This is a genomic window from Phenylobacterium glaciei (genome assembly GCF_016772415.1).
In the GTDB taxonomy this organism is placed as follows: Bacteria; Pseudomonadota; Alphaproteobacteria; order Caulobacterales; family Caulobacteraceae; genus Phenylobacterium; species Phenylobacterium glaciei.
The window spans coordinates 1,488,391-1,505,959 of sequence record NZ_JAGSGD010000001.1; the positions used below are offsets into that span (position 1 = coordinate 1,488,391).

Below are 17,569 nucleotides of genomic sequence, written 5' to 3' on the forward strand. Positions count from 1 at the left end.
CCACGACCATGGTGACGTGCGGGCTCATCAGGATGAGGGTCCTTGCGCACCGCCGCGAACGCCAAGCTTCCGACAACGGCCCCCGGCAATCTGCCGGTCGCCCGCCCGCGCCTGCCGTCCGCCGACGACATCCTGCCCTATCTGCGCCGCATCGATGACGCCCGCTGGTACTCCAACTTCGGGCCCCTGCTGACCGAGCTGGAGCTGCGCCTGGCCAGCCGCTTCACCGACGGGGCCGTCGCCTCCACGGTGGTCAACGCCACCCAGGCCCTGACCCTGACGCTGCAGGCCATGGACCTGCCGGCCGGCAGCCTGGTGGCCACGCCCTCCTGGACCTTCGTCGCCACCGCCCACGCCATCGCCCAGGCGGGCCTGACCCCCTGGTTCCTCGACGTCGACCACGCCAGCCAGATGCTGGACCCGGCCCTGGTCCGCGAGATGCTGGCCCGCGCGCCGGGCAAGGTCAGCGCGGTCCTGCCGGTGGCCGCTCATGGCGCCATGCCCGACATCGAGGCCTGGCTCGCCTTCCGAGACGAGACCGGCCTGGCGGTGCTGCTGGACGCCGCCGCGGCCTTCGACGCCGCCCGCGACGCCCGCCTGCCCACCGTGGTCAGCCTGCACGCCACCAAGGTCCTGGGCCTCGGGGAGGGCGGGTTCCTGGTCACCGACGACGCCGCCCTGGCCTTCCGTGTCCGGCGCATGACCACCTATGGCTTCAACGGCACCCGCGAGGCCCAGATCCCCGGCACCAACGCCAAGCTCAGCGAATACACCGCCGCCGTCGGTCTGGCCGCCCTCGACCGGTGGCCCGCCGACCGCCTGCGCTTCTTCCTGGCCGCCCAACACACCCGCATCGGCTTGGCCATGACCCCGTCGGCGAGCCTGCAATCGGGTTGGGGCTCGGACTGGGTGACCAGCGTCTGCGTCGTGCGCCTGCCCGAAGGTTGCGCCGACCCCGCCACCGAGGCGCTCCTGGGTCACGGCGTGGAGACCCGCCGCTGGTGGGGCGACGGCTGCCACCTGAGCGCCGCCTTCGCGGGCTATCCCAGGACCGACCTGCCGGTGACCGAACGGCTATCCCGCTCGGTGATCGGATTGCCCTTCGCCATCGACCTGGCCCGCGAAGACGTGGATCGTGTCGTCTTGGCCTTGAGGACCACCCCGGGGATCGCCTGATGAACGCCCAGAAGATCGCGCCGCGCCAGCACCACGCCGCCGTCGAGGACTTCATCGAGAGCGGCGCGCATCTGTTCGAGAAGCCTGTGGACCCGGCGGCGGCCGCCGCCCTGCTGGCGCAGATCCGCGCCGACCGCCACTTCGATCACCGGCTGTTCCTGTCGGAGGCCGAGTTCGACGCCGATCCGCAATATGTCGGCGTGAACCCGCGGCCCGGCCGCAACCTGCTGGAGCGGTTCGAGGACCAGCTGGCCTTCGTCGAGCAGGACGCCAATATCGTCGACGGCGTCACCGCCCTGCTGGGTCCCGGCTATACGATCCTCAACAAGAAGGTGGTCTGCGGGGTCTCCCAGACCTCGGTCCCGGCCTGGATTCGCGCGCGTATCCTGGGCAATCCGGTGAACAACCTGGGCGCCTATGTGCGGCCGGAATACCGGGACGTGACCTATTTCTACGGCATCGATTTCCACCAGGACCTGATCGACTACAAGGAGCGTCCGGCTGACTTCCTGACCCTCTATGTCTATCTGCATCCGGTGAGCCGCCAGGACGCGCCGCTGTTCCTGCTAAAGGGCAGCCATCGCCTCGGCGGCACGGTGTTCCCGCACGATCTGACCGCCACCTCCGACGCCTCCTGGACCTATCGCGACGGCCAGGGCGGGGTGGTGGAGACCGACCAGCTGATCCTGACGGGCGGGGCCGGCTTCACCGCCATGTGGCACGCCTGCACCCTGCACGGCACCCAGCCGGACGCCGCCGACCACGAGCGGATCTCCCTGCGCTATCTGCTGGCCCAGGGGCCGGACCACGCCGGTATGGATGAGGTCAATGCGACCCTTCAGGGGCCGCTTCTGCTGACGCAGACCCGCACCGACCTGGCCGCCGACGGGCAGGCCCAGGTCAAGCGCAACACCATCAACCAGGCCTAGGCGTAGACCGCTTCCGTCAGGATGCGCGCCAGGATGTCGGCCACCTCGTCCTGGCCGGGAGCCTCGGCGATCAGATCCTGGCGGACCTCCAGCTCCAGATAGTCCAGGCCGCGCGGGTCGGCGTGCAGGGGTACGGTGTTGTCGGTCTCGTCCATCCTGTAGGGCTCATTGTCGCCCGCCGCCTCATCCAGCTCCCGTTGGAGCAGGGCCAGGACCCGGCTGGAAAAGGTCGAGTCGTGGCGGTGCAGGACGCCCATCCGCCAGGGTCGTACGAAGCCGCCCATCACCGGCGTGAAGCTGTGGAGCGAGACCAGGATGGTCGGCCCGCCCATCCTGCGGTCCAGCTCGGCGGCGATGGCGTCCTGATAGGGCTGGTAGATCTCCGCCCGCCGCGCCGCCATGGCCTGGGGGTGAAGGGCAAGATTGCCGGGGATGGACACGCCGTCGCTGACCTCCGGCATGGCCTCCGGCGCGCCAGGCCTGCGATTGCAGTCGACCACCAGGCGCGAATAGGTCTGGCGGATGAAGCAGGCGTCCAGCCTGGCCGCCAGCTGCTCGCCAAGGCCCGCGACCCCGATGTCCCAGGCGATGTGGGTGTCCATGTCGGCGGCGGTCAGGCCCAGGTCATCGAGACTTGGGGGGATCAGCCGCCCGGCATGGTCGCCGATGAGCAGCAGGGGGCAGGCGCCGCCCGCATTCGTGACATGCACCGGGGACGGATCGTCGCGGCGCAAGATTCGTTTAGACCTTGGCGACAAATTGGCCTCACGCTCGCCCAATGCCGATCCTCTCGATCCGCCACCTCACCCGCTATCGCTACCGCAATCCGGTGGCGCTTGGCGAACATCGCATGATGCTGCGGCCGCGCGAGAGCTACGACCAGCGCATCCTGGCCTGTGACCTCACGATCAGTCCCACACCCGCGCGCCTGCGTTCGGTGCACGATGTGTTCGGCAACTGCGTGGGCGTGGCGACCTTCACCGGCCGCACCGATCACCTGGTGTTCGACAGTCATGTGCGGTTGGAGCACACACCCCTGCCGGCCTTCGCCGACGTCGAGGGGGAGGTCGAGGTCTATACCGGCGCCATGCCCTTCGACTACAGCCCCGAGGATCTGCCCGATCTCCAGCTCTCGATGCAACGTTCCTACCCCGACCCGCAGGGCCTGATCGACGTCTGGGCGCGGCGGTTCGTGAAGCCGGTGGGCAAGACCAGCCTGCAGACCCTCCTTAGCGACATGACTCAGGCCATCTATGCCGAGTTCAAGTACAACTCCCGCCTGGCCCGCGGCATCCAGGATCCCCTGGAGACCCTGGCCCTGCGCAGTGGGACCTGCCGCGACTACGCCGTCCTGATGATGGAGGCCGCCCGGAGCCTCGGCCTCGCCGCCCGTTTCGTCTCCGGCTACATCTACAGTCCCATGGTGGGCGCGGGGCTCGGCCGGGCCAGCGCCGGCCACACCCACGCCTGGGTGCGGGTCTATCTGCCGGCCTGCGGCTGGGTGGAGTTCGATCCCACCAACGGCATCGTCGGCAATGCCGACCTGGTGCGCGTGGCCATCGCCCGCGACCCGCGCCAGGCGGTGCCGCTGTACGGAAGCTGGTCAGGCCTGCCCGCAGACTATCTCGACATGCAGGTCGAGGTTGATGTCCGCGATGAAGGCGAGCTCGATGTGCAACCTATCCAAGCGCGAGCCATTGGCGCTGGCGGATAGCTGTAAACCAGGACCCTGATGCGCATTCAAACGGGCTTCGAGATCATCTACGACTGCCCGGCGCCGGTTCCGATGCTGCTGATGCTGAGCGTCCATCCGACGCGGCGCCACGACCTCGAAACCCCCGACTGGCTGCGCACCGACCCCATGCTGGACGTCCGCCAGTACCTGGACACCTGGGGCAACATCTGCAGCCGCATCCTGGCGCCGGCTGGACGCCTGATCCTGTCGGCCGACTTCATCATCGCCGACGACGGCAAGCCCGACGTGATCTCGCCCTTTGCCCTCCAGGCGCCGGTGGAGGAGCTGCCCGATGAGGTGCTCGTCTTCCTGCTGGGCAGCCGCTACTGCGAGACCGACCGGCTGAGCAACATCGCCTGGTCAATGTTCCAGGGGACCGAGCCAGGCTGGCCCCGCGTCCAGGCCATCGTCGACTGGGTGCACAACCACATCAAGTTCGGCTACGAGCACGCCCGGCCGACCATGACCGCCTTCGAGGCCTATTGCGAAGGCCGCGGCGTCTGCCGCGACTACGCCCATCTGGCCGTCGCCTTCTGCCGCTGCATGAACATCCCGGCGCGGTATTGCACGGGCTACCTCGGCGACATCGGTGTGCCCATCGTCGGCGAGATGGATTTCAGCGCCTGGTTCGAGGTCTATCTGGGCGGCAAGTGGCACGCCTTCGACGCCCGCAACAACAAGCCGCGCATCGGCCGCGTGCTGATCGCCCGCGGCCGCGACGCCACCGACGTCGCCATCGCCAACACCTTCGGACCCGCGATCCTCAGCGGCTTCAAGGTGGTCAGCTACGACCTGCCCGACGCGGCCTGACCTCAGGGCTTTTTCCTCATCTGCTGGGCGGCGACCAGATAGGGCGTCTGCACATCGGGATAGATGGCGATCACCGCCTGCATGACCTGGGCAATGTCGTCCCGCGAGCCGTAGTTGGCCAGGGTCCAGCCGACCAGCGCCTCGGCGCTGTTGAACGACAGGTCGGTGGATGAACGCAGGAAGGCATCGCCGCCGATGGCGCTGAGCGCCACCTGTCGCCCCACCGCCTGGCCGGCCTTCTTGCCCAGGAACCCGCCGACGAAGGGCACCTGTTCCATCGCCTTCTGACCCAGGTAGTTGCCGGCCATGGAGCCGATCTGGCCAGCCGCCTTGACCTGCATGGACTTGGTGATCCACGCGGCCGTCACCCCGTCTGAGGTGAAGGGCGACATGTAGAGTCCGCTTGTGCCTTCGATCACATCGAATGCCTGGCGCGGCTTGGCCATCGCGGTCTTAGCGGCCGCCATGGTCGGTGAGACCCTGATGGCAGGCGGTGGCGTGGTCAGCCTGACGGGAGTCACGGGCGGCGCACTTGCGGGACGCGGGGATGCGCCGCCCGCCACCAAGCCGAAGATGCTCGCGACCGCAGGGCGCCCTTGCGTGGCCGCTGGAGCCGACCCGGGCTTCGCAGCCGCGAAGCCGCTGAGCAAACCGACAGACGCCCGGGTCGCCGATGGCGGGCCTGCCGGAGCCGCCGTCGGTGCGCTTTCCGCCAGCCGTGTGGCAGGTTTGACCGAAGCTTTCTCGGAGGCCTGTTCCGGCGCCTTGGCGACAGGTCCTGGTGGCGGCGGCCGCGGCGCGCCGGCGGCAAGCGCTTGGACCGCTCCGGGCGCCGGCGGAAGCGCCTCGCGCACATCGAAGCCCCACAGGATATCGGCTCGGGCGGCGACCTTCTGAGGTGTGCGGATCCCATCCTGAGCGATCATCTCGCCCAGCCCGTCAGGTCGGGGCAGGAAGTTGCGTCCCCCGCCGGCGGCGCCCGCCGTCGACACCTGACCCAGCCAGCGCGAACCGTCGGCGAACGTGATCACCCCGACGCCGGCGGCCATGCACCAGGCGCCGCTCTCGCCGCGATAGCCGATCATCCGGTGGTCCTCCCCTGGGCGCCCCTTGCCGCCCTTCGGCCGGATTTCCAGGGCGACCGTGGCGGGGGCCGCGTCCTTGTCACAGGCCTTCTGGCCGAACCTTGGCATCGTGCCGTCGGCAAGGATCACCAGGGTGCGCTCGGGCGCGAAACCCGACGACAGCAGCCGGTCGCGCCAGGCGGCGATCTCCGCGCGCTCGGCGGCGTAGGAATCCACCGGGGCCGCGGGCGCGGGGACGGCCTTGGCCGGCGGGCGGCGACGTTTGGCGGCGGACTCTGCGGAGGTGGCCGCGAGGCTGAGCGCCACCAGGCCTAGGACGAAAACTCCCCCACGCCCACACGGGCCCGAACGTCCATTCCCAACCAATGTCTGTCCCCCAACAGATATCAGCCCACGATAACCACGAGCTTGGTCGGGCGCCAGAACCTCGATGAAGGAGCCTGCGCCGGTCGCGCCGACGACGGCGTCACCGACCTAGTCGTTGGCGTCCACAGGCGACCTGCCGCGCATCTCGCCATAGGCGTCCAGCGCCCGCTGCCGGGCGAAGGCGTGGTCGACGATGGGCCGGGGATAGGTCGTCCCCAACTTCACCCCCGACCCCGCCAGCACCGGGGGCGACGCCATCCACGGCGCGTGGATCACCTTGGCGGGCAGGCGGGCCAGTTCGGGGACCCAGCGGCGGATGTAGTCCCCGGGAGGATCGAACTTCTCGCTTTGGAGCTGGGGGTTGAAGATGCGGAAATAGGGCGAGGCGTCCGCGCCTGAACCCGCCACCCACTGCCAGTTGCCGGCGTTGGAGGCGTGGTCGGCGTCCACCAGGGTGTCCCAGAACCACTGCTCGCCGGCCCGCCAGTCGATCAGCAGGTGCTTGGTGAGGAAGGAGGCGGTGATCATGCGGACGCGATTGTGCATCCAGCCGGTGGTCCAGAGCTGGCGCATGCCGGCGTCGACGATGGGGTAGCCGGTGGCGCCGCGCGTCCAGGCCTCCAGGCCGGCCGGGTCGTCGCGCCAGGGGAAGGCGTCGAATTTCGCATCGAAGTTGGTGGTGGCCAGGTCGCCGCGCCGCGCGATGGCGGTGTTGAACTCGCGCCAGCCCAGTTCGGCCAGGAACTTCTCCGCCTCGCCGTCGCTGGTCTGGCCGTGGTGGGCGGCGGCCTCTGCGGCCCGCCAGCCGGCCTTCGGGCTGATCTCGCCGAAGTGTAGGTGCGGGGACAGGCGTGACGTGCCCTCTACCGCGGGGCGGTCACGGTCGGTGGAATAGGTCTTCAAGGCCTGGTCGGTGAAGGTCTCAAGCGCCTCGTGGCCGCCGGTCTCGCCGGGCCGCCAGTCGCCGAAGCCTGCCGACCAGTCCGGAGCGGTCGGATGCAGGCGCCAATCGGCCAGGGTGTCGGAAGCGGGCCAGAGCTCTGGCGCTGGCAGGGCGGTCGGCGAGGCGATCGCGGCGTCGCTGACCATCTGCCGCGCCGCGCGCCAGAACGGCGTGAACACGCTGAAGTCGCCGCCGGCCTTGGTCTTCACGGCGTCCAGGTTCAACAGGTGGCCGCCATTGAAACGGCGGGGCTCGACGCCTTCGGCCTTCAGGATTTCGGCAAGCGCCGCGTCACGCTCGGGATAGCCGGGATCGAAGATGGCGTTCCAGACGACACCGGACGCGCCGGTCTCGGTGGCGACCTCGCCGACGAGGTCGGCGGCCACGCCCCGCCGCAGGATGAGGCGCGAGCCGATCGCTTCCAGGCTGGCGGCCAGGGAGGCCAGGGACTTGTCGAGCCACCAAAGCGAGGCTGCGCCGGGCGCGCGAAGGTCCGGAGTCTCGTCCAGCACATAGAGCGCGATCACCGGCCCGCCGGCGCGGACCGCCGCCTCCAGCGCCGGGTTGTCGGCCAGGCGCAGGTCGCGGCGGAACCAGACGATGGTGGGTGCGGGCATCAGAAGAACTCGTCGAGGAACTGGTAGAAGGCGAGGCGGACCGCATCCAGATCGGTGAGGGGGTAGTGGGTCGCCAGCAGATGTACGGCGTCGACCTGGGGATGGTTGCGCTGGGCCGAGCGGAGGAACAGCGACAGGTCCTGATAGCGGTCGGCGATCCCGAAGCGGCCGAGGTCGATGAGGGTCACATTGGCGCCCCAGATGAAGTTGGGCAGGCTGGCGTCACCGTGCGCCAGGACAAGGTCCTCGGTGGCGGGAATCGCGGCGGTGAGCCGAGCCCAGGCCTCCGCCGCCGTCAGACCCAGGCGCTCGGCGTCGAAGTCGCTCTCGTCCACCGCGCCGCCCGCGACCCGGGCCTCCGCCTCCGCCAGCTTGAGGGAGAGCCGCTGATCGAAGGGGCAGCCGGCGATGGAGAGGGCGTGCAGGGCGGCCAGGGTGCGGACTGTGGCGGTCAGGGCCGCCTCGGCGTCAGCCTCCGGGACATGGGACACGGCGGTCCCCGGCGCGGCCCGCATGACCAGGGCGAGGTCATCGGCCACAGCGCCCGACCACAGCACTTGCGGGACCGGCGCCTTGCCGGCAAGCCACCGCAGGACCGCGCTTTCGCGCTCCAAGGCCCGGGCGTTCCAGGTCTCCGATCTGCGGGCGATCTTGACGAAGGCGTCGCCGCAGCGGGCCACCAGGTCACCCGACCGGCCATGATCGGTGACCTCGGGCGCATCGCCTGTCGCCAGGCCCGCCGCCGCCAGCACCCGTTCGATACGCACCACCACTTCAGCCCTTTGTTAAGCGCGGGGCGCTAGTCTTTCGCCTCTGAACGCTAACGACGGAAGCCCAAACCCGATGGACGGCTCCCAGCCTCTCGAATTCCGCACCGCCCGCCGGACCACCGAACGTATCCACATCCTGGGGGGCGACATCGACCTGGTGCGGCCTGAGGAGGTGATGCACCACATCGGCCGCTTCATCGGCGCGGGCAAGAAGGCGATTATCGCCAACCACAACAGCCATAGCCTCTATCTGCTGAAGACGCGCCCGGAGCTGGCCAGCTTCTTCGCCAAGGCCGATCTGGTGGAGATGGACTCCACCCCGGTGATCTTCTTCGCCCGGCTGCTGGGGATGCCCAGCCGCACCTTCCATCGCTGCAGCTATGTCGACTTCCGGCCCCTGTTCTGGACGATGGTCGGCGCCAAGCAGTATCGCGTCTTTTACATCGGCGGGGCGCCGGGCGTGGTGGAGACCGCGTCGGAGCGCCTGATGGCCAAGTATCCCGGCGCGGTCATCGGCGGCCGTGACGGCTATTTCGACGCCACCCCCGGCTCGGCCGGCAACGCCGAGGCCCTGGCGCAGATCGCCGCCTTCAAGCCCGACATCCTGTTCGTCGGCATGGGCATGCCGCGCCAGGAACTTTGGATCGAAGCCAATCTTGAGGCCCTGCCGAACTGCGTGATCATGCCGGTAGGCGCGGCCTTCGACTACGAGGCCGACGTTCAGGTGGCGCCGCCGCCCTGGATGAGCGACGCGGGTCTGGTCTGGGCCTTCCGTCTGGCCCAGGAGCCGCGGCGGATGTTCACCCGCTACTGCCTGGAGCCCTGGGCCCTGCTGCCCCTGGCGTTCAAGGATATCCGCGCGGCCATCGCGCGCCGCCGCGAACCCCTGCGGATTACGACGTCGGCCTAGGGGCCGGACGGGAGTCACCGATCGGATCGGCCGGGCGCCTGTCGCGCATGGGGCTCCAAACACTTCAAATCGCGATCCCCGCCCAGCGGAAAACAAACCCGGCGAGGAAGTCGCCCGGCGCGGTATGGCCTCATCCGGACCAATGCCCTACCGTCGCGCCGCGCACCGCGCGGGGACATGGCGGAACTGGTAGACGCGCCAGACTTAAAATCTGTTGGGCATCGCCCGTCCGGGTTCGACCCCCGGTGTCCCTACCAAGTCCCGCGACCACCCGCCGCGCTGCAGGTTGTGGCATGGCGCAACCCGAAAACCCGTGTTTTAGCCGGCCATCACCCGCGGCCTCAGGCGGCCACGACTTCCCGCACGGTCGTCACACCGGCCGCGTCAAGCGCCGCGATCAGCTCTTTGACCGTCGCTTCGAGCTCAGCAGTATCCCGCCCCCGCAGCACCAGGTTTGAGCCGTAACCGCCCTCCCCGTAGAACGGATAGCTCCCCAGGCTCATCGCCGGGTGCGCCTTGGCCACCGTCTCCAGCGGCGCGGCGATGACGCCTTCGCCGGAGCCTTCGACACGGACTGTGCGGCTGATCACCACCGCGCCGCCCTTCAGGCGGTGGCCGACGTCCTCCAGCATGCCACGCATGATCTGCGGCACCCCGGCCAGGACGAAGACATTGCCAATGGTGAATCCGGGCGGGCCCTGGACCGGGTTCTTCACCAGGTCGCCACCCACCGGCACCCGGGCCATCCGCCGCCGCGCGGCGTTGGGCTCGGAGCCCCAGCGGGCGGTCATCATGGCGATGATGTCGGGGTGCTCGTAGAGTTCGACGCCGAAGGCGGCGGCCACCGCGTCGGCGGTGATGTCGTCGTGGGTGGGCCCGATGCCGCCGGTGGTGATGACGTAGTCGTAGCGGGTACGGAGCGCATCAAGGGCGGCGATGATCTCCTCGTGGACGTCTGAGACCGTGCGCGCCTCCATCAGGTCCACCCCGTGGACCCCCAGATAGAGGGCGATATCGCGCAGGTTGGTGTCCTGGGTGCGGCCCGAAAGAATCTCGTCGCCGATGATCAGCACCGCGGCCGTCACCGCCCCGTCTGCCGCCGGACTACCCATCGCCGCTCTCCTCACCTAGATCAGGCTTCCGCTTAGCGTATCGGACTAACCCCGCCCATGGACTTCCCGCAACCGCTCGTTCGTGGCCGGCTGGTCAGTCGCTATAAGCGCTTCTTCGCCGACGTGGTGCTGGACGACGGCACGGAACTGACCACCCACTGTCCCAATCCCGGTGCCATGCTGGGGCTGAACACGCCGGGCTTCCCGGTGTGGATATCGAAGTCCGACAATCCCAAGCGCAAGCTCGCCCACACCCTGGAGATCGTCGAGGTCGATGGCGGGCTTGTGGGGATCAACACCATGCACCCCAACAGGCTGGTGGCCGAGGCGCTGGAGGCCGACCGGATCCCCGAGCTCTCGGGCTATGCCGGGGTCCGCCGCGAGGTGAACTACGGCGTGGCAAGCCGCATCGACTTCCTCTTGGAGAGCCCGAATCGCCCGCCCTGCTGGCTGGAAGTGAAGAACAGTCACCTGAAGCGCGGCGGGACCCTGGCCGAATTCCCTGACTGCGTGGCGGCGCGGTCGCTGAAGCACCTTGGCGAACTGAAGGCCATGGCGGCCCAAGGCCACCGGGCGGTGATGCTGTTCGTGATCCAACGCACCGACTGCGACGTCTTCGCCGCCTGCGCCGAGCTCGACCCCAAATACGCCGCGGGCCTGATCGACGCGGCGCAGGCAGGGGTTGAGGTTTTGTGCTATGCTTGCCACATCGGTGCAGACGCCATCCGCATCACCCATCGCATTCCTTGGCGCGACGCCCCGGTTGTCGCGGAGCAGAGACCATGACCCTCAACGACGTCCTCGAGGCTGAAACCCGCACCGGCGAGATCCGCGTCCATGGCCCGGAGGGGTTCGAGGGCATGCGCGTCGCCGGCAAGCTGGCCGCCGAGTGTCTGGATTTGCTGACGCCCTACGTCGTGCCCGGCGTGGTCACCGATGAGCTGGACCGGCTGGCGCGGGAATTCATCCTGGATCACAAGGCCCTGCCAGCCTGCCTGGGCTATCGCGGCTACACCAAGACGGTCTGCATCTCGGTCAATCACGTGGTCTGCCACGGCATTCCCAGTGAGCGGGCCCTGCGCGAGGGCGACATCGCCAATATCGACGTCACCTGTATTGTAGACGGCTGGCACGGGGACCACAGCCGCATGTACGGCGTCGGCCCCATCGCGCCGCGCGCCAAGCGGCTGATCGATGTGACCTATGAGGCCATGCAGCGTGGCCTGGACGCGGTGAAGCCCGGGGCCCGGACCGGCGACATCGGCTTTGCGATCCAACAGTATGTGGAGGCCCAGCGCTGCTCGGTGGTGCGCGACTTCTGCGGCCACGGCCTGGGCCGCGTCTTCCACGACGCCCCCAACATCCTGCACTTCGGCCACAAAAACACTGGCGAGCTGCTGCGGCCGGGCATGTTCTTCACCATCGAACCGATGGTGAACCTGGGCAAGCACCCGGTGAAGATCCTGGCGGATGGCTGGACGGCGGTGACCCGCGACAAGTCGCTGTCGGCCCAGTGCGAGCATTCGGTGGGCGTGACGGAGACCGGCTACGAGGTCTTCACCCTGTCGCCGCAAGGCCTGTTCAAGCCGCCCGTGCAGGGTGACTGAGGCTTACGTCAGAAGAACATCGCCCGGGCGGCGGCGATCAAGCCGGCCCAACCGAGCAGACTGCCCACCGTAATGAAGGCCAGCGATCGGCGCGGCGACCAGCGGTGATCGTCGGCGCGCTGTTCGGTGAAGCTGGCCGCCAGGTCGGCCTGCAGGCGGCGAGCCGGACTGTCGACGGGATCGAAGGCGCCGTCGGCCAGGCGCACCGGCGATGGGGCAAGAACCCAGGCCTCGGCGGGGACCGGCGGGATGTCGAGAGCCTCGTAGGCCTCTTCAACGCGTTTCTGGGGGCGGGCCATCGCTTGGGGGGTCTCCACGAACGACTCAACCTTGACCACTTTGAGTCTAACAAATCGTCTCTGTGCGTAGTTACCGAGCGGTTAGCTGCGTCGATGCGCCTCGCCCGGTCTTGCAAAACTGGAACGAATAAGGAACATTGACCCGACGAACGGTTGCGGAGCGGTTCCATGGCGGACGGTGGCGAACTTCAGGAAGCCTGGAGCGGTGAGCTCTTCCCCGCCAGACCCGTCGCCAAGACCAAGCCGCACTATCTCGGCCACCGCGACCGGCTGCGGGACCGGACGCGGGCCGGGGGTTTTTCGGGTCTGCCCGACTATGAGTTTCTGGAGCTCTACCTGTTCCGAACCATCCCGCGCGGCGACGTCAAACCCCTGGCCAAGGCGCTGCTGGCGCGGTTTGGGTCCCTCCCGGGAGTGCTGGGCGCTTCGCTGGACGAGCTGAAGACAGTGGGCGGGGTCGGCGACGCCGTGGCCCTGGACCTGAAGCTGCTGCAGGAGGCGGCGCTTAGGGTCGGCAAGGCTGCGGTGGTCAAGCGCACGGTGATCTCGTCCTCCAGCGCGCTTTCGGCCTATGTCCGCACCGCCTTGGCCCACGAACCGCGCGAGCAGTTCCGGGTGCTGTTCCTGGACAAGAAGAACCAGCTGATCGCCGACGAGGTGATGAACCATGGCACGGTCGATCACGCGCCCGTCTATCCGCGCGAGGTGATGCGACGGGCGCTGGAGCTATCGGCCAGCGCGCTGATCCTGGTGCACAACCACCCCAGCGGCGATCCCACGCCGTCCGGCGCCGACGTTCAGATGACCCGCGAGATCGTCGAGGCGGGCCGGTCTCTGCGCATCGCCATCCATGACCATCTGGTGGTGGGCCGCGACGGGGTGGCCAGCTTCAAGGCGCTGGGGCTGTTTTAGCCCTGTCCAGGCCCGGACGTCGCGGCCGTCCACAGGCTAAGCGTCGGGCCGCGACGTGATGTTCAATGCGATCGTCCACTGACGGTCTGGCGCCTGCTTCCTCGTGGCGGAAGCACCCCTGGGCCATGGCGTGCGCGCACGAAGCCAGCACGACGGACTCCAGTCCGTGGCGACCGGCCAGGCAGCAGAAAAGAGCCGCAGGATGGCGTAATTCGTGATCGCGTGTTTTAACGGTATATCGTCTGCGGCCTGAGGTTTGCAGGCGGAATGGCTTGGGGGAGCTATTCGTGTCGCGATGAGACCACTTTTCTATCAGAATCCGGTTGCGCTTCACCCGGCCGCGCATGGCGCGGCGGGGCTGGCGGAGACGTTCGACTACGGCTTCGCGCGTAACACCAACGCCATTCCGATCAGCCTGTCTGAAATCCCGGCCGCGGCCCTATCCTATCCCATCGTGTTTACCGTGGATGGAGCTGTCACGCCGGTTGCGATCGTCGGGCTCATGGCCGACCAGAACCTGTTTGTTGACGCCCATGGAGCTTGGCGTAGCGGCTGCTACATCCCGGCATATGTCCGTCGCTACCCCTTCATCCTGGCCGAAGACCCGGACGGTCGAAGCGTGCAGCTCTGTGTTGAGGACGACCCTGAGGTCTTGGTCCCCGCGGGCGGCCGTCCCCTTTTCGCCAACGGCGCGCCTTCGGCCATGACTCAGGAAGCTTTCAGTTTTTGCAAGCATCATCGCGCCGAACATCTTGCGACAGGACCTTTCGTCGAGGCCCTGATTGCCTGCGGGATCCTTGTTGAGCGTACCGCAGGTGCGATTTTGCCGGACGGTCGCGAGATCCAGCTGGAGGGCCTAGCGGGCATTGACGAGGTCAAGTTTGCGGCCCTGCCTGATGAAGCCCATGCGCTCCTCAAGCGCCAGGGCTGGCTAGGCGCGGTCTACGCCCAGATCTTGTCGGGCCTCAACTGGCCGCGCCTGGGCGACATGCTGCTCGAAACGGCCAAATAGGCGCAGAGGGGCCCTATTGGAGCTTCGGCTCTTAGGTGGAAATCAATTTAACCTAGACGACCTGAAGGTGAAGGTTGCTCGCTTGGCGCGAAACAGTATTCCTCTTGCGTGGCGTGAAGCGACGCGCCGGTGAGGTGACCGAAAGTGTGGTCGCTCTTCATCCAGTATCCGGGCGACGTGCATTGAGACACAATTGGCTTCCTCTCCTGTCGATGTTTTGGGGCGTCGCCCTTTTCTCGTATCTCTACGGGGTCGGTTCGCAGGAATATGATCTGTTTCCCGCTGATCTGGTCCACGCGGCCGTGGTTCCAGCCAAGAAGGCCGTGGCGACGGTCATCGGCCACGTCTCCGTGCCCTACGCCAAGACGACCGCGAAGCAGACCATCACCGTCCTCAAGCCGGAGGCGATGCAGCCTGGGCTGACGATGCTGAGCGGCGTTGGTGATCGCGGCGCTCTCTTCGTGAAACTGGTAGATGCGCAGGGCCGAGCCCATCACACGTGGGATCTCGACTTCTTCTCGCACTGGCCGAACCCCGTCCATGTTCCGGCGGACGAACGTCCCAAGCAGCGACCGGGCACTCACATTCACGGAATGTCGCTCTCGCCGAATGGCGACCTGACGTTCAACTATGAATATCTCGGAACCATGCAGGTCGATATCTGCGGGCGTACCAAGTGGCGGCTGCCGCGACAGACGCATCACTCCCTGTTCCGTGACGAGGACGGCTATTTCTGGACCTCGGAGGCCAAGATCGCTCACCAGCCTCGGCCCGACCTGCCCGGCTACAAGCCGCCGTTCTTTGACTACAAGATTTTGAAGGTCTCGCCCCAGGGCAAGGTGGTCGAGGAACTGGACATGTTCAACGTCATCCAGCGGAGCGGATACACTGGTCTCCTGTACCAGATGTCACAGGACAATGACCGGCCGCAGGTGACCGGGGACACCCTGCACGTCAATCGCGTGGAGGTGTTTCCTGCGTCAATGACGCCTGGAATATTCAAGCCCGGCGATATCATGGTCTCGATGCGCAATATCAACACCGTGATTGTCATCGATCAGCGCACCCACCTGATCAAGACTGTGATCGCAGGCCGGTTTGTGCGCCAGCACGACACCCGTTTTGTCGATGGCTCCACCATTTCGGTGTTCGACAACAACAACATCGGTGCGCCAGACGAGCAAGCATCGAGCCGAATTTTACTCTATTCCGTCGCCCACAACAGCGAGAAGGTGTTGTTCGAAGGCAATGCCGAACACCCCTTTTTCACCTATATCATGGGCAAACAGCACCAGCTTGAGAATGGCGGTCTGCTCGTGACCGAGGCGGTCAAGGGCCGGGCCATAGAAGTGGACCGCGAGGGGCATGTGGTTTGGACATACAACAACATAATCAAGGACGGTTTGGCCGGCCTGCTGGAAGATGCCCAGAGAATTCCGCCCGGCGTCCTCTCGGAAGCGCGGCTGGCCGAGCTCTCCGCCGCCTGCCCGAAAGCCGACAAGCCATGATCAAGCCCGAACGCCTTCGCCGCAAAGCCATGTTCGCCTATTTCGGATGCCTGATGGCCTTGGCCCTGCTGACCCCCGGGCCGGCGTTTGCCTATGTCGGGCCGGGCCTTGGCCTCGGCGCCATCGCGTCGTTCTTCAGCTTGGTCGGCGCGGTGCTCTTCGGGATCCTCGGGTTCGCCTGGTATCCATTGAAGCGCCTGATCCGTCGCTTCCGGACCAAGACCTCGGACGACGAACCCACATGAGCAGGCTGCTTGGCAGCGGCCTGCCAGGCGCCGTGCTGCTGGTGGTCGCGGCCATTGCGATCGCAGCGCTTTTGAAAGCCGGGCCTGTCGTCGGCCGGATGCTGGCGCTGAGTCGAGAAGCCCGGTCCCAGTGGCCGACCCTGAATGATGACGGCCGCGAGGCCTTGTCTAGGCGCATGGCCGCGGGCATGGGCGCACTGTGTCTGCGCATCACCGCCATTCTGATCGCGGCCTTGGGCGCACCGCTGCTGGCTCTCTGGCTGCTGGACCGGGCGCGATTGGTCGCCTTCGACAAGGTGATAGCCACCAGCCTTTCCCCAGGGTTTCTGGTCGCCACCACTCTCACCGGCGTGGTGCTGGCGTGGATAGTGGCCCACCGCCCAGCGCCGGCCGTGGATGGGTGGCGCCATCGATACAGTCGCGTGGAGCGCCTGCTGCATGTCCTGGCCTTCGCCACCTGGCCGTTGCAGGTCGCGCTGGCGGATATCGAAGTGGTGGTCTTCGCTCGCGAGTTGCGCGGCCTTGAGACCAAGCGGCCGGTCTTCGTCGCCGGGCTTCCGCGGGCGGGCACGACCTTGCTGCTTCAACTCCTGGAGGCTACCGGCGAATTCGCCAGCTACCGCTATCGGGACATGCCCTTCCTGTTGGCCCCCATGTTCTGGCGGGCCCTCTCGCCCCGCAACCGGGACTTGGTGGCCCCTCAGGCGCGCGCGCACGGCGATGGCGTCGAGATCGGAATCGAGAGCCCCGAGGCCTTCGAGGAGGTCCTGTGGCGCACCTTTCATCCGGAGCGGTATCGGAACGCCACCCTGCCGTTGTGGGGTCGGCAGGTCGATCGCGATTTCCCCGAGGCCTTCCGCTCGCAGATGCGCAAGCTGATCGCCATACGGCGCACGGACGCGCCGAATGCGACACGCTACCTTTCGAAAAACAACGGCAACATCGCGCGCCTTGCCGCCGTCGCAGCGATGTTTCCCGATGCCGTGGTCTTGGCCCCCTACCGTGATCCGTTGGCCCACGCCGCCTCACTGTTGCGTCAGCATCTCAACTTCCTGGAGTTGCATGGACGTGACGATTTTTCACGCCGCTACATGGAGGCGATCGGGCACTACGACTTTGGCGCCAATCTGAAGCCAATCGCCTTTGATGACACTGTATCGGGCGATGCGGACTTCACTCGCCTGGAAACCTGGCTCGACTATTGGTCGGCCGCGTACGAGCATCTCCTTAGCCTAGACCAGAAAGCTATCGTGTTCATCTCGTACGAAGCGCTTTGCGATGCTCCGGCCGCGACTCTCGCGGCGCTGGCCGACAGGGTGGGGCTCGCCGCGCCGGGCGATCTGACGGCCAGGGCCGGGGAGGTCTGGCCGTCCAGGGCCGCCGACGAACCTCAGGTTGACGCCGCCAGCCTGGAGCGGGCACGCGCGATCCAGGCGAGGCTGGACGCCGTGGCGTTGTCCAGCTCCGGGGTCTGATCCGTACTGGCCGATCGAGCAACGCTCCGCCGTCGGCGGCGAGCTTGTCTCCGCCGCA

Annotated in this window: 18 protein-coding genes and 1 tRNA gene; 13 read left to right on the forward strand and 6 right to left on the reverse strand. The window is 67.3% G+C overall.

What is annotated here, in order from left to right; all coding sequences use genetic code 11:
* Window positions 1–42: 42 nt before the first annotated feature.
* Both JKL49_RS07220 and JKL49_RS07225 read left to right on the forward strand, forming a co-directional pair.
* On the forward strand, window positions 43–1,176 hold the full coding sequence (locus tag JKL49_RS07220; RefSeq protein ID WP_215339387.1) for a DegT/DnrJ/EryC1/StrS family aminotransferase: 1,134 nt from the start codon (window positions 43–45) through the stop codon (window positions 1,174–1,176).
* Window positions 1,176–2,105, forward strand: a complete 930-nt coding sequence (locus tag JKL49_RS07225; RefSeq protein WP_215339389.1) for a 2OG-Fe(II) oxygenase family protein — start codon at window positions 1,176–1,178, stop codon at window positions 2,103–2,105. The genes JKL49_RS07220 and JKL49_RS07225 overlap by 1 nt, the downstream gene beginning before the upstream one ends.
* Here the strand turns inward: JKL49_RS07225 and JKL49_RS07230 are convergent.
* Window positions 2,102–2,815, reverse strand: coding sequence for an N-formylglutamate amidohydrolase (locus tag JKL49_RS07230; RefSeq protein WP_215339391.1), 714 nt, complete (start codon window positions 2,813–2,815; stop codon window positions 2,102–2,104). The genes JKL49_RS07225 and JKL49_RS07230 overlap by 4 nt on opposite strands.
* 68 nt (window positions 2,816–2,883) lie before the next feature.
* Between JKL49_RS07230 and JKL49_RS07235 the strand changes: the two genes are divergently transcribed.
* Both JKL49_RS07235 and JKL49_RS07240 read left to right on the forward strand, forming a co-directional pair.
* Window positions 2,884–3,819 carry a transglutaminase family protein gene (locus JKL49_RS07235; RefSeq protein ID WP_215339393.1) on the forward strand — a complete coding sequence of 312 codons (936 nt, stop codon included), beginning with the start codon at window positions 2,884–2,886 and terminating at the stop codon, window positions 3,817–3,819.
* A gap of 18 nt (window positions 3,820–3,837) precedes the next feature.
* Window positions 3,838–4,650: a transglutaminase-like domain-containing protein gene (locus tag JKL49_RS07240; protein ID WP_215339395.1), complete on the forward strand. Its 813-nt coding sequence runs from the start codon at window positions 3,838–3,840 to the stop codon at window positions 4,648–4,650.
* Between the two features lie 2 nt (window positions 4,651–4,652).
* Here the strand turns inward: JKL49_RS07240 and JKL49_RS07245 are convergent, their stop codons facing one another.
* The 3 genes from JKL49_RS07245 to JKL49_RS07255 all read right to left on the reverse strand — a co-directional run bounded on the left by JKL49_RS07245 (window position 4,653) and on the right by JKL49_RS07255 (window position 8,428).
* Window positions 4,653–6,041 carry a hypothetical protein gene (locus JKL49_RS07245; RefSeq protein ID WP_215339397.1) on the reverse strand — a complete coding sequence of 463 codons (1,389 nt, stop codon included), beginning with the start codon at window positions 6,039–6,041 and terminating at the stop codon, window positions 4,653–4,655.
* Window positions 6,042–6,209: 168 nt separating this feature from the next.
* The gene (locus tag JKL49_RS07250) at window positions 6,210–7,661 is read right to left on the reverse strand and encodes a cryptochrome/photolyase family protein (RefSeq protein WP_215339399.1); all 1,452 of its coding nucleotides are present in this window, start codon (window positions 7,659–7,661) and stop codon (window positions 6,210–6,212) included.
* Entirely contained in the window at window positions 7,661–8,428 is a 768-nt protein-coding gene (locus tag JKL49_RS07255; protein WP_215339401.1) for an APH(3') family aminoglycoside O-phosphotransferase, read from the reverse strand. The genes JKL49_RS07250 and JKL49_RS07255 overlap by 1 nt, the downstream gene beginning before the upstream one ends.
* 76 nt (window positions 8,429–8,504) lie before the next feature.
* On the opposite strand from JKL49_RS07255, the gene JKL49_RS07260 reads away from it, so the two are divergent.
* Window positions 8,505–9,341 carry a WecB/TagA/CpsF family glycosyltransferase gene (locus JKL49_RS07260; protein ID WP_215339403.1) on the forward strand — a complete coding sequence of 279 codons (837 nt, stop codon included), beginning with the start codon at window positions 8,505–8,507 and terminating at the stop codon, window positions 9,339–9,341.
* Between the two features lie 171 nt (window positions 9,342–9,512).
* A tRNA-Leu gene (locus JKL49_RS07265) sits at window positions 9,513–9,598 on the forward strand.
* A gap of 84 nt (window positions 9,599–9,682) precedes the next feature.
* Here JKL49_RS07265 and JKL49_RS07270 read toward each other — a convergent pair.
* Window positions 9,683–10,453, reverse strand: a complete 771-nt coding sequence (locus JKL49_RS07270; protein WP_215339405.1) for a competence/damage-inducible protein A — start codon at window positions 10,451–10,453, stop codon at window positions 9,683–9,685.
* A 57-nt stretch (window positions 10,454–10,510) separates the two neighbouring features.
* Here JKL49_RS07270 and sfsA point away from each other — a divergent pair, with 57 nt between their 5' ends.
* Window positions 10,511–11,239, forward strand: a complete 729-nt coding sequence (gene sfsA, locus JKL49_RS07275; protein WP_215339407.1) for a DNA/RNA nuclease SfsA — start codon at window positions 10,511–10,513, stop codon at window positions 11,237–11,239.
* Window positions 11,236–12,060, forward strand: a complete 825-nt coding sequence (gene map, locus JKL49_RS07280; RefSeq protein WP_215339409.1) for a type I methionyl aminopeptidase — start codon at window positions 11,236–11,238, stop codon at window positions 12,058–12,060. Before sfsA ends, map begins: the two co-directional genes overlap by 4 nt.
* A gap of 8 nt (window positions 12,061–12,068) precedes the next feature.
* Here the strand turns inward: map and JKL49_RS07285 are convergent, their stop codons facing one another.
* Complete coding sequence (locus JKL49_RS07285; RefSeq protein WP_215339411.1) at window positions 12,069–12,359, reverse strand: hypothetical protein; 291 nt, start codon at window positions 12,357–12,359, stop codon at window positions 12,069–12,071.
* A 168-nt stretch (window positions 12,360–12,527) separates the two neighbouring features.
* Here JKL49_RS07285 and radC point away from each other — a divergent pair, with 168 nt between their 5' ends.
* The 5 genes from radC (at window position 12,528) to JKL49_RS07310 (ending at window position 17,511) form a co-directional block, all read left to right on the forward strand.
* The gene (gene radC / locus JKL49_RS07290) at window positions 12,528–13,271 is read left to right on the forward strand and encodes a RadC family protein (protein ID WP_215339413.1); all 744 of its coding nucleotides are present in this window, start codon (window positions 12,528–12,530) and stop codon (window positions 13,269–13,271) included.
* Window positions 13,272–13,566: 295 nt separating this feature from the next.
* Window positions 13,567–14,283, forward strand: a complete 717-nt coding sequence (locus JKL49_RS07295) for a SapC family protein (RefSeq protein WP_215339415.1) — start codon at window positions 13,567–13,569, stop codon at window positions 14,281–14,283.
* 74 nt (window positions 14,284–14,357) lie between these two features.
* Window positions 14,358–15,791 (forward strand): arylsulfotransferase family protein, encoded by a 1,434-nt coding sequence (locus JKL49_RS07300; RefSeq protein WP_215339417.1) that lies wholly within the window; start codon window positions 14,358–14,360, stop codon window positions 15,789–15,791.
* Window positions 15,792–15,820: 29 nt separating this feature from the next.
* On the forward strand, window positions 15,821–16,036 hold the full coding sequence (locus tag JKL49_RS07305) for a hypothetical protein (RefSeq protein WP_215339419.1): 216 nt from the start codon (window positions 15,821–15,823) through the stop codon (window positions 16,034–16,036).
* Window positions 16,033–17,511, forward strand: coding sequence for a sulfotransferase (locus JKL49_RS07310; RefSeq protein ID WP_215339421.1), 1,479 nt, complete (start codon window positions 16,033–16,035; stop codon window positions 17,509–17,511). Before JKL49_RS07305 ends, JKL49_RS07310 begins: the two co-directional genes overlap by 4 nt.
* Window positions 17,512–17,569 lie beyond the last annotated feature (58 nt).

Bases quoted from the DNA above. Each gene is read 5' to 3' on its own strand.
- JKL49_RS07225 (WP_215339389.1), top strand. From the start codon at position 1,176: ATGAACGCCCAGAAGATCGCGCCGCGCCAGCACCACGCCGCCGTCGAG.
- JKL49_RS07235 (WP_215339393.1), top strand. From the start codon at position 2,884: ATGCCGATCCTCTCGATCCGCCACCTCACCCGCTATCGCTACCGCAAT.
- JKL49_RS07240 (WP_215339395.1), top strand. From the start codon at position 3,838: ATGCGCATTCAAACGGGCTTCGAGATCATCTACGACTGCCCGGCGCCG.
- JKL49_RS07250 (WP_215339399.1), bottom strand. From the start codon at position 7,661: ATGCCCGCACCCACCATCGTCTGGTTCCGCCGCGACCTGCGCCTGGCC.
- JKL49_RS07260 (WP_215339403.1), top strand. From the start codon at position 8,505: ATGGACGGCTCCCAGCCTCTCGAATTCCGCACCGCCCGCCGGACCACC.
- JKL49_RS07270 (WP_215339405.1), bottom strand. From the start codon at position 10,453: ATGGGTAGTCCGGCGGCAGACGGGGCGGTGACGGCCGCGGTGCTGATC.
- sfsA (WP_215339407.1), top strand. From the start codon at position 10,511: ATGGACTTCCCGCAACCGCTCGTTCGTGGCCGGCTGGTCAGTCGCTAT.
- map (WP_215339409.1), top strand. From the start codon at position 11,236: ATGACCCTCAACGACGTCCTCGAGGCTGAAACCCGCACCGGCGAGATC.
- JKL49_RS07285 (WP_215339411.1), bottom strand. From the start codon at position 12,359: ATGGCCCGCCCCCAGAAACGCGTTGAAGAGGCCTACGAGGCTCTCGAC.
- radC (WP_215339413.1), top strand. From the start codon at position 12,528: ATGGCGGACGGTGGCGAACTTCAGGAAGCCTGGAGCGGTGAGCTCTTC.
- JKL49_RS07295 (WP_215339415.1), top strand. From the start codon at position 13,567: ATGAGACCACTTTTCTATCAGAATCCGGTTGCGCTTCACCCGGCCGCG.
- JKL49_RS07305 (WP_215339419.1), top strand. From the start codon at position 15,821: ATGTTCGCCTATTTCGGATGCCTGATGGCCTTGGCCCTGCTGACCCCC.
- JKL49_RS07310 (WP_215339421.1), top strand. From the start codon at position 16,033: ATGAGCAGGCTGCTTGGCAGCGGCCTGCCAGGCGCCGTGCTGCTGGTG.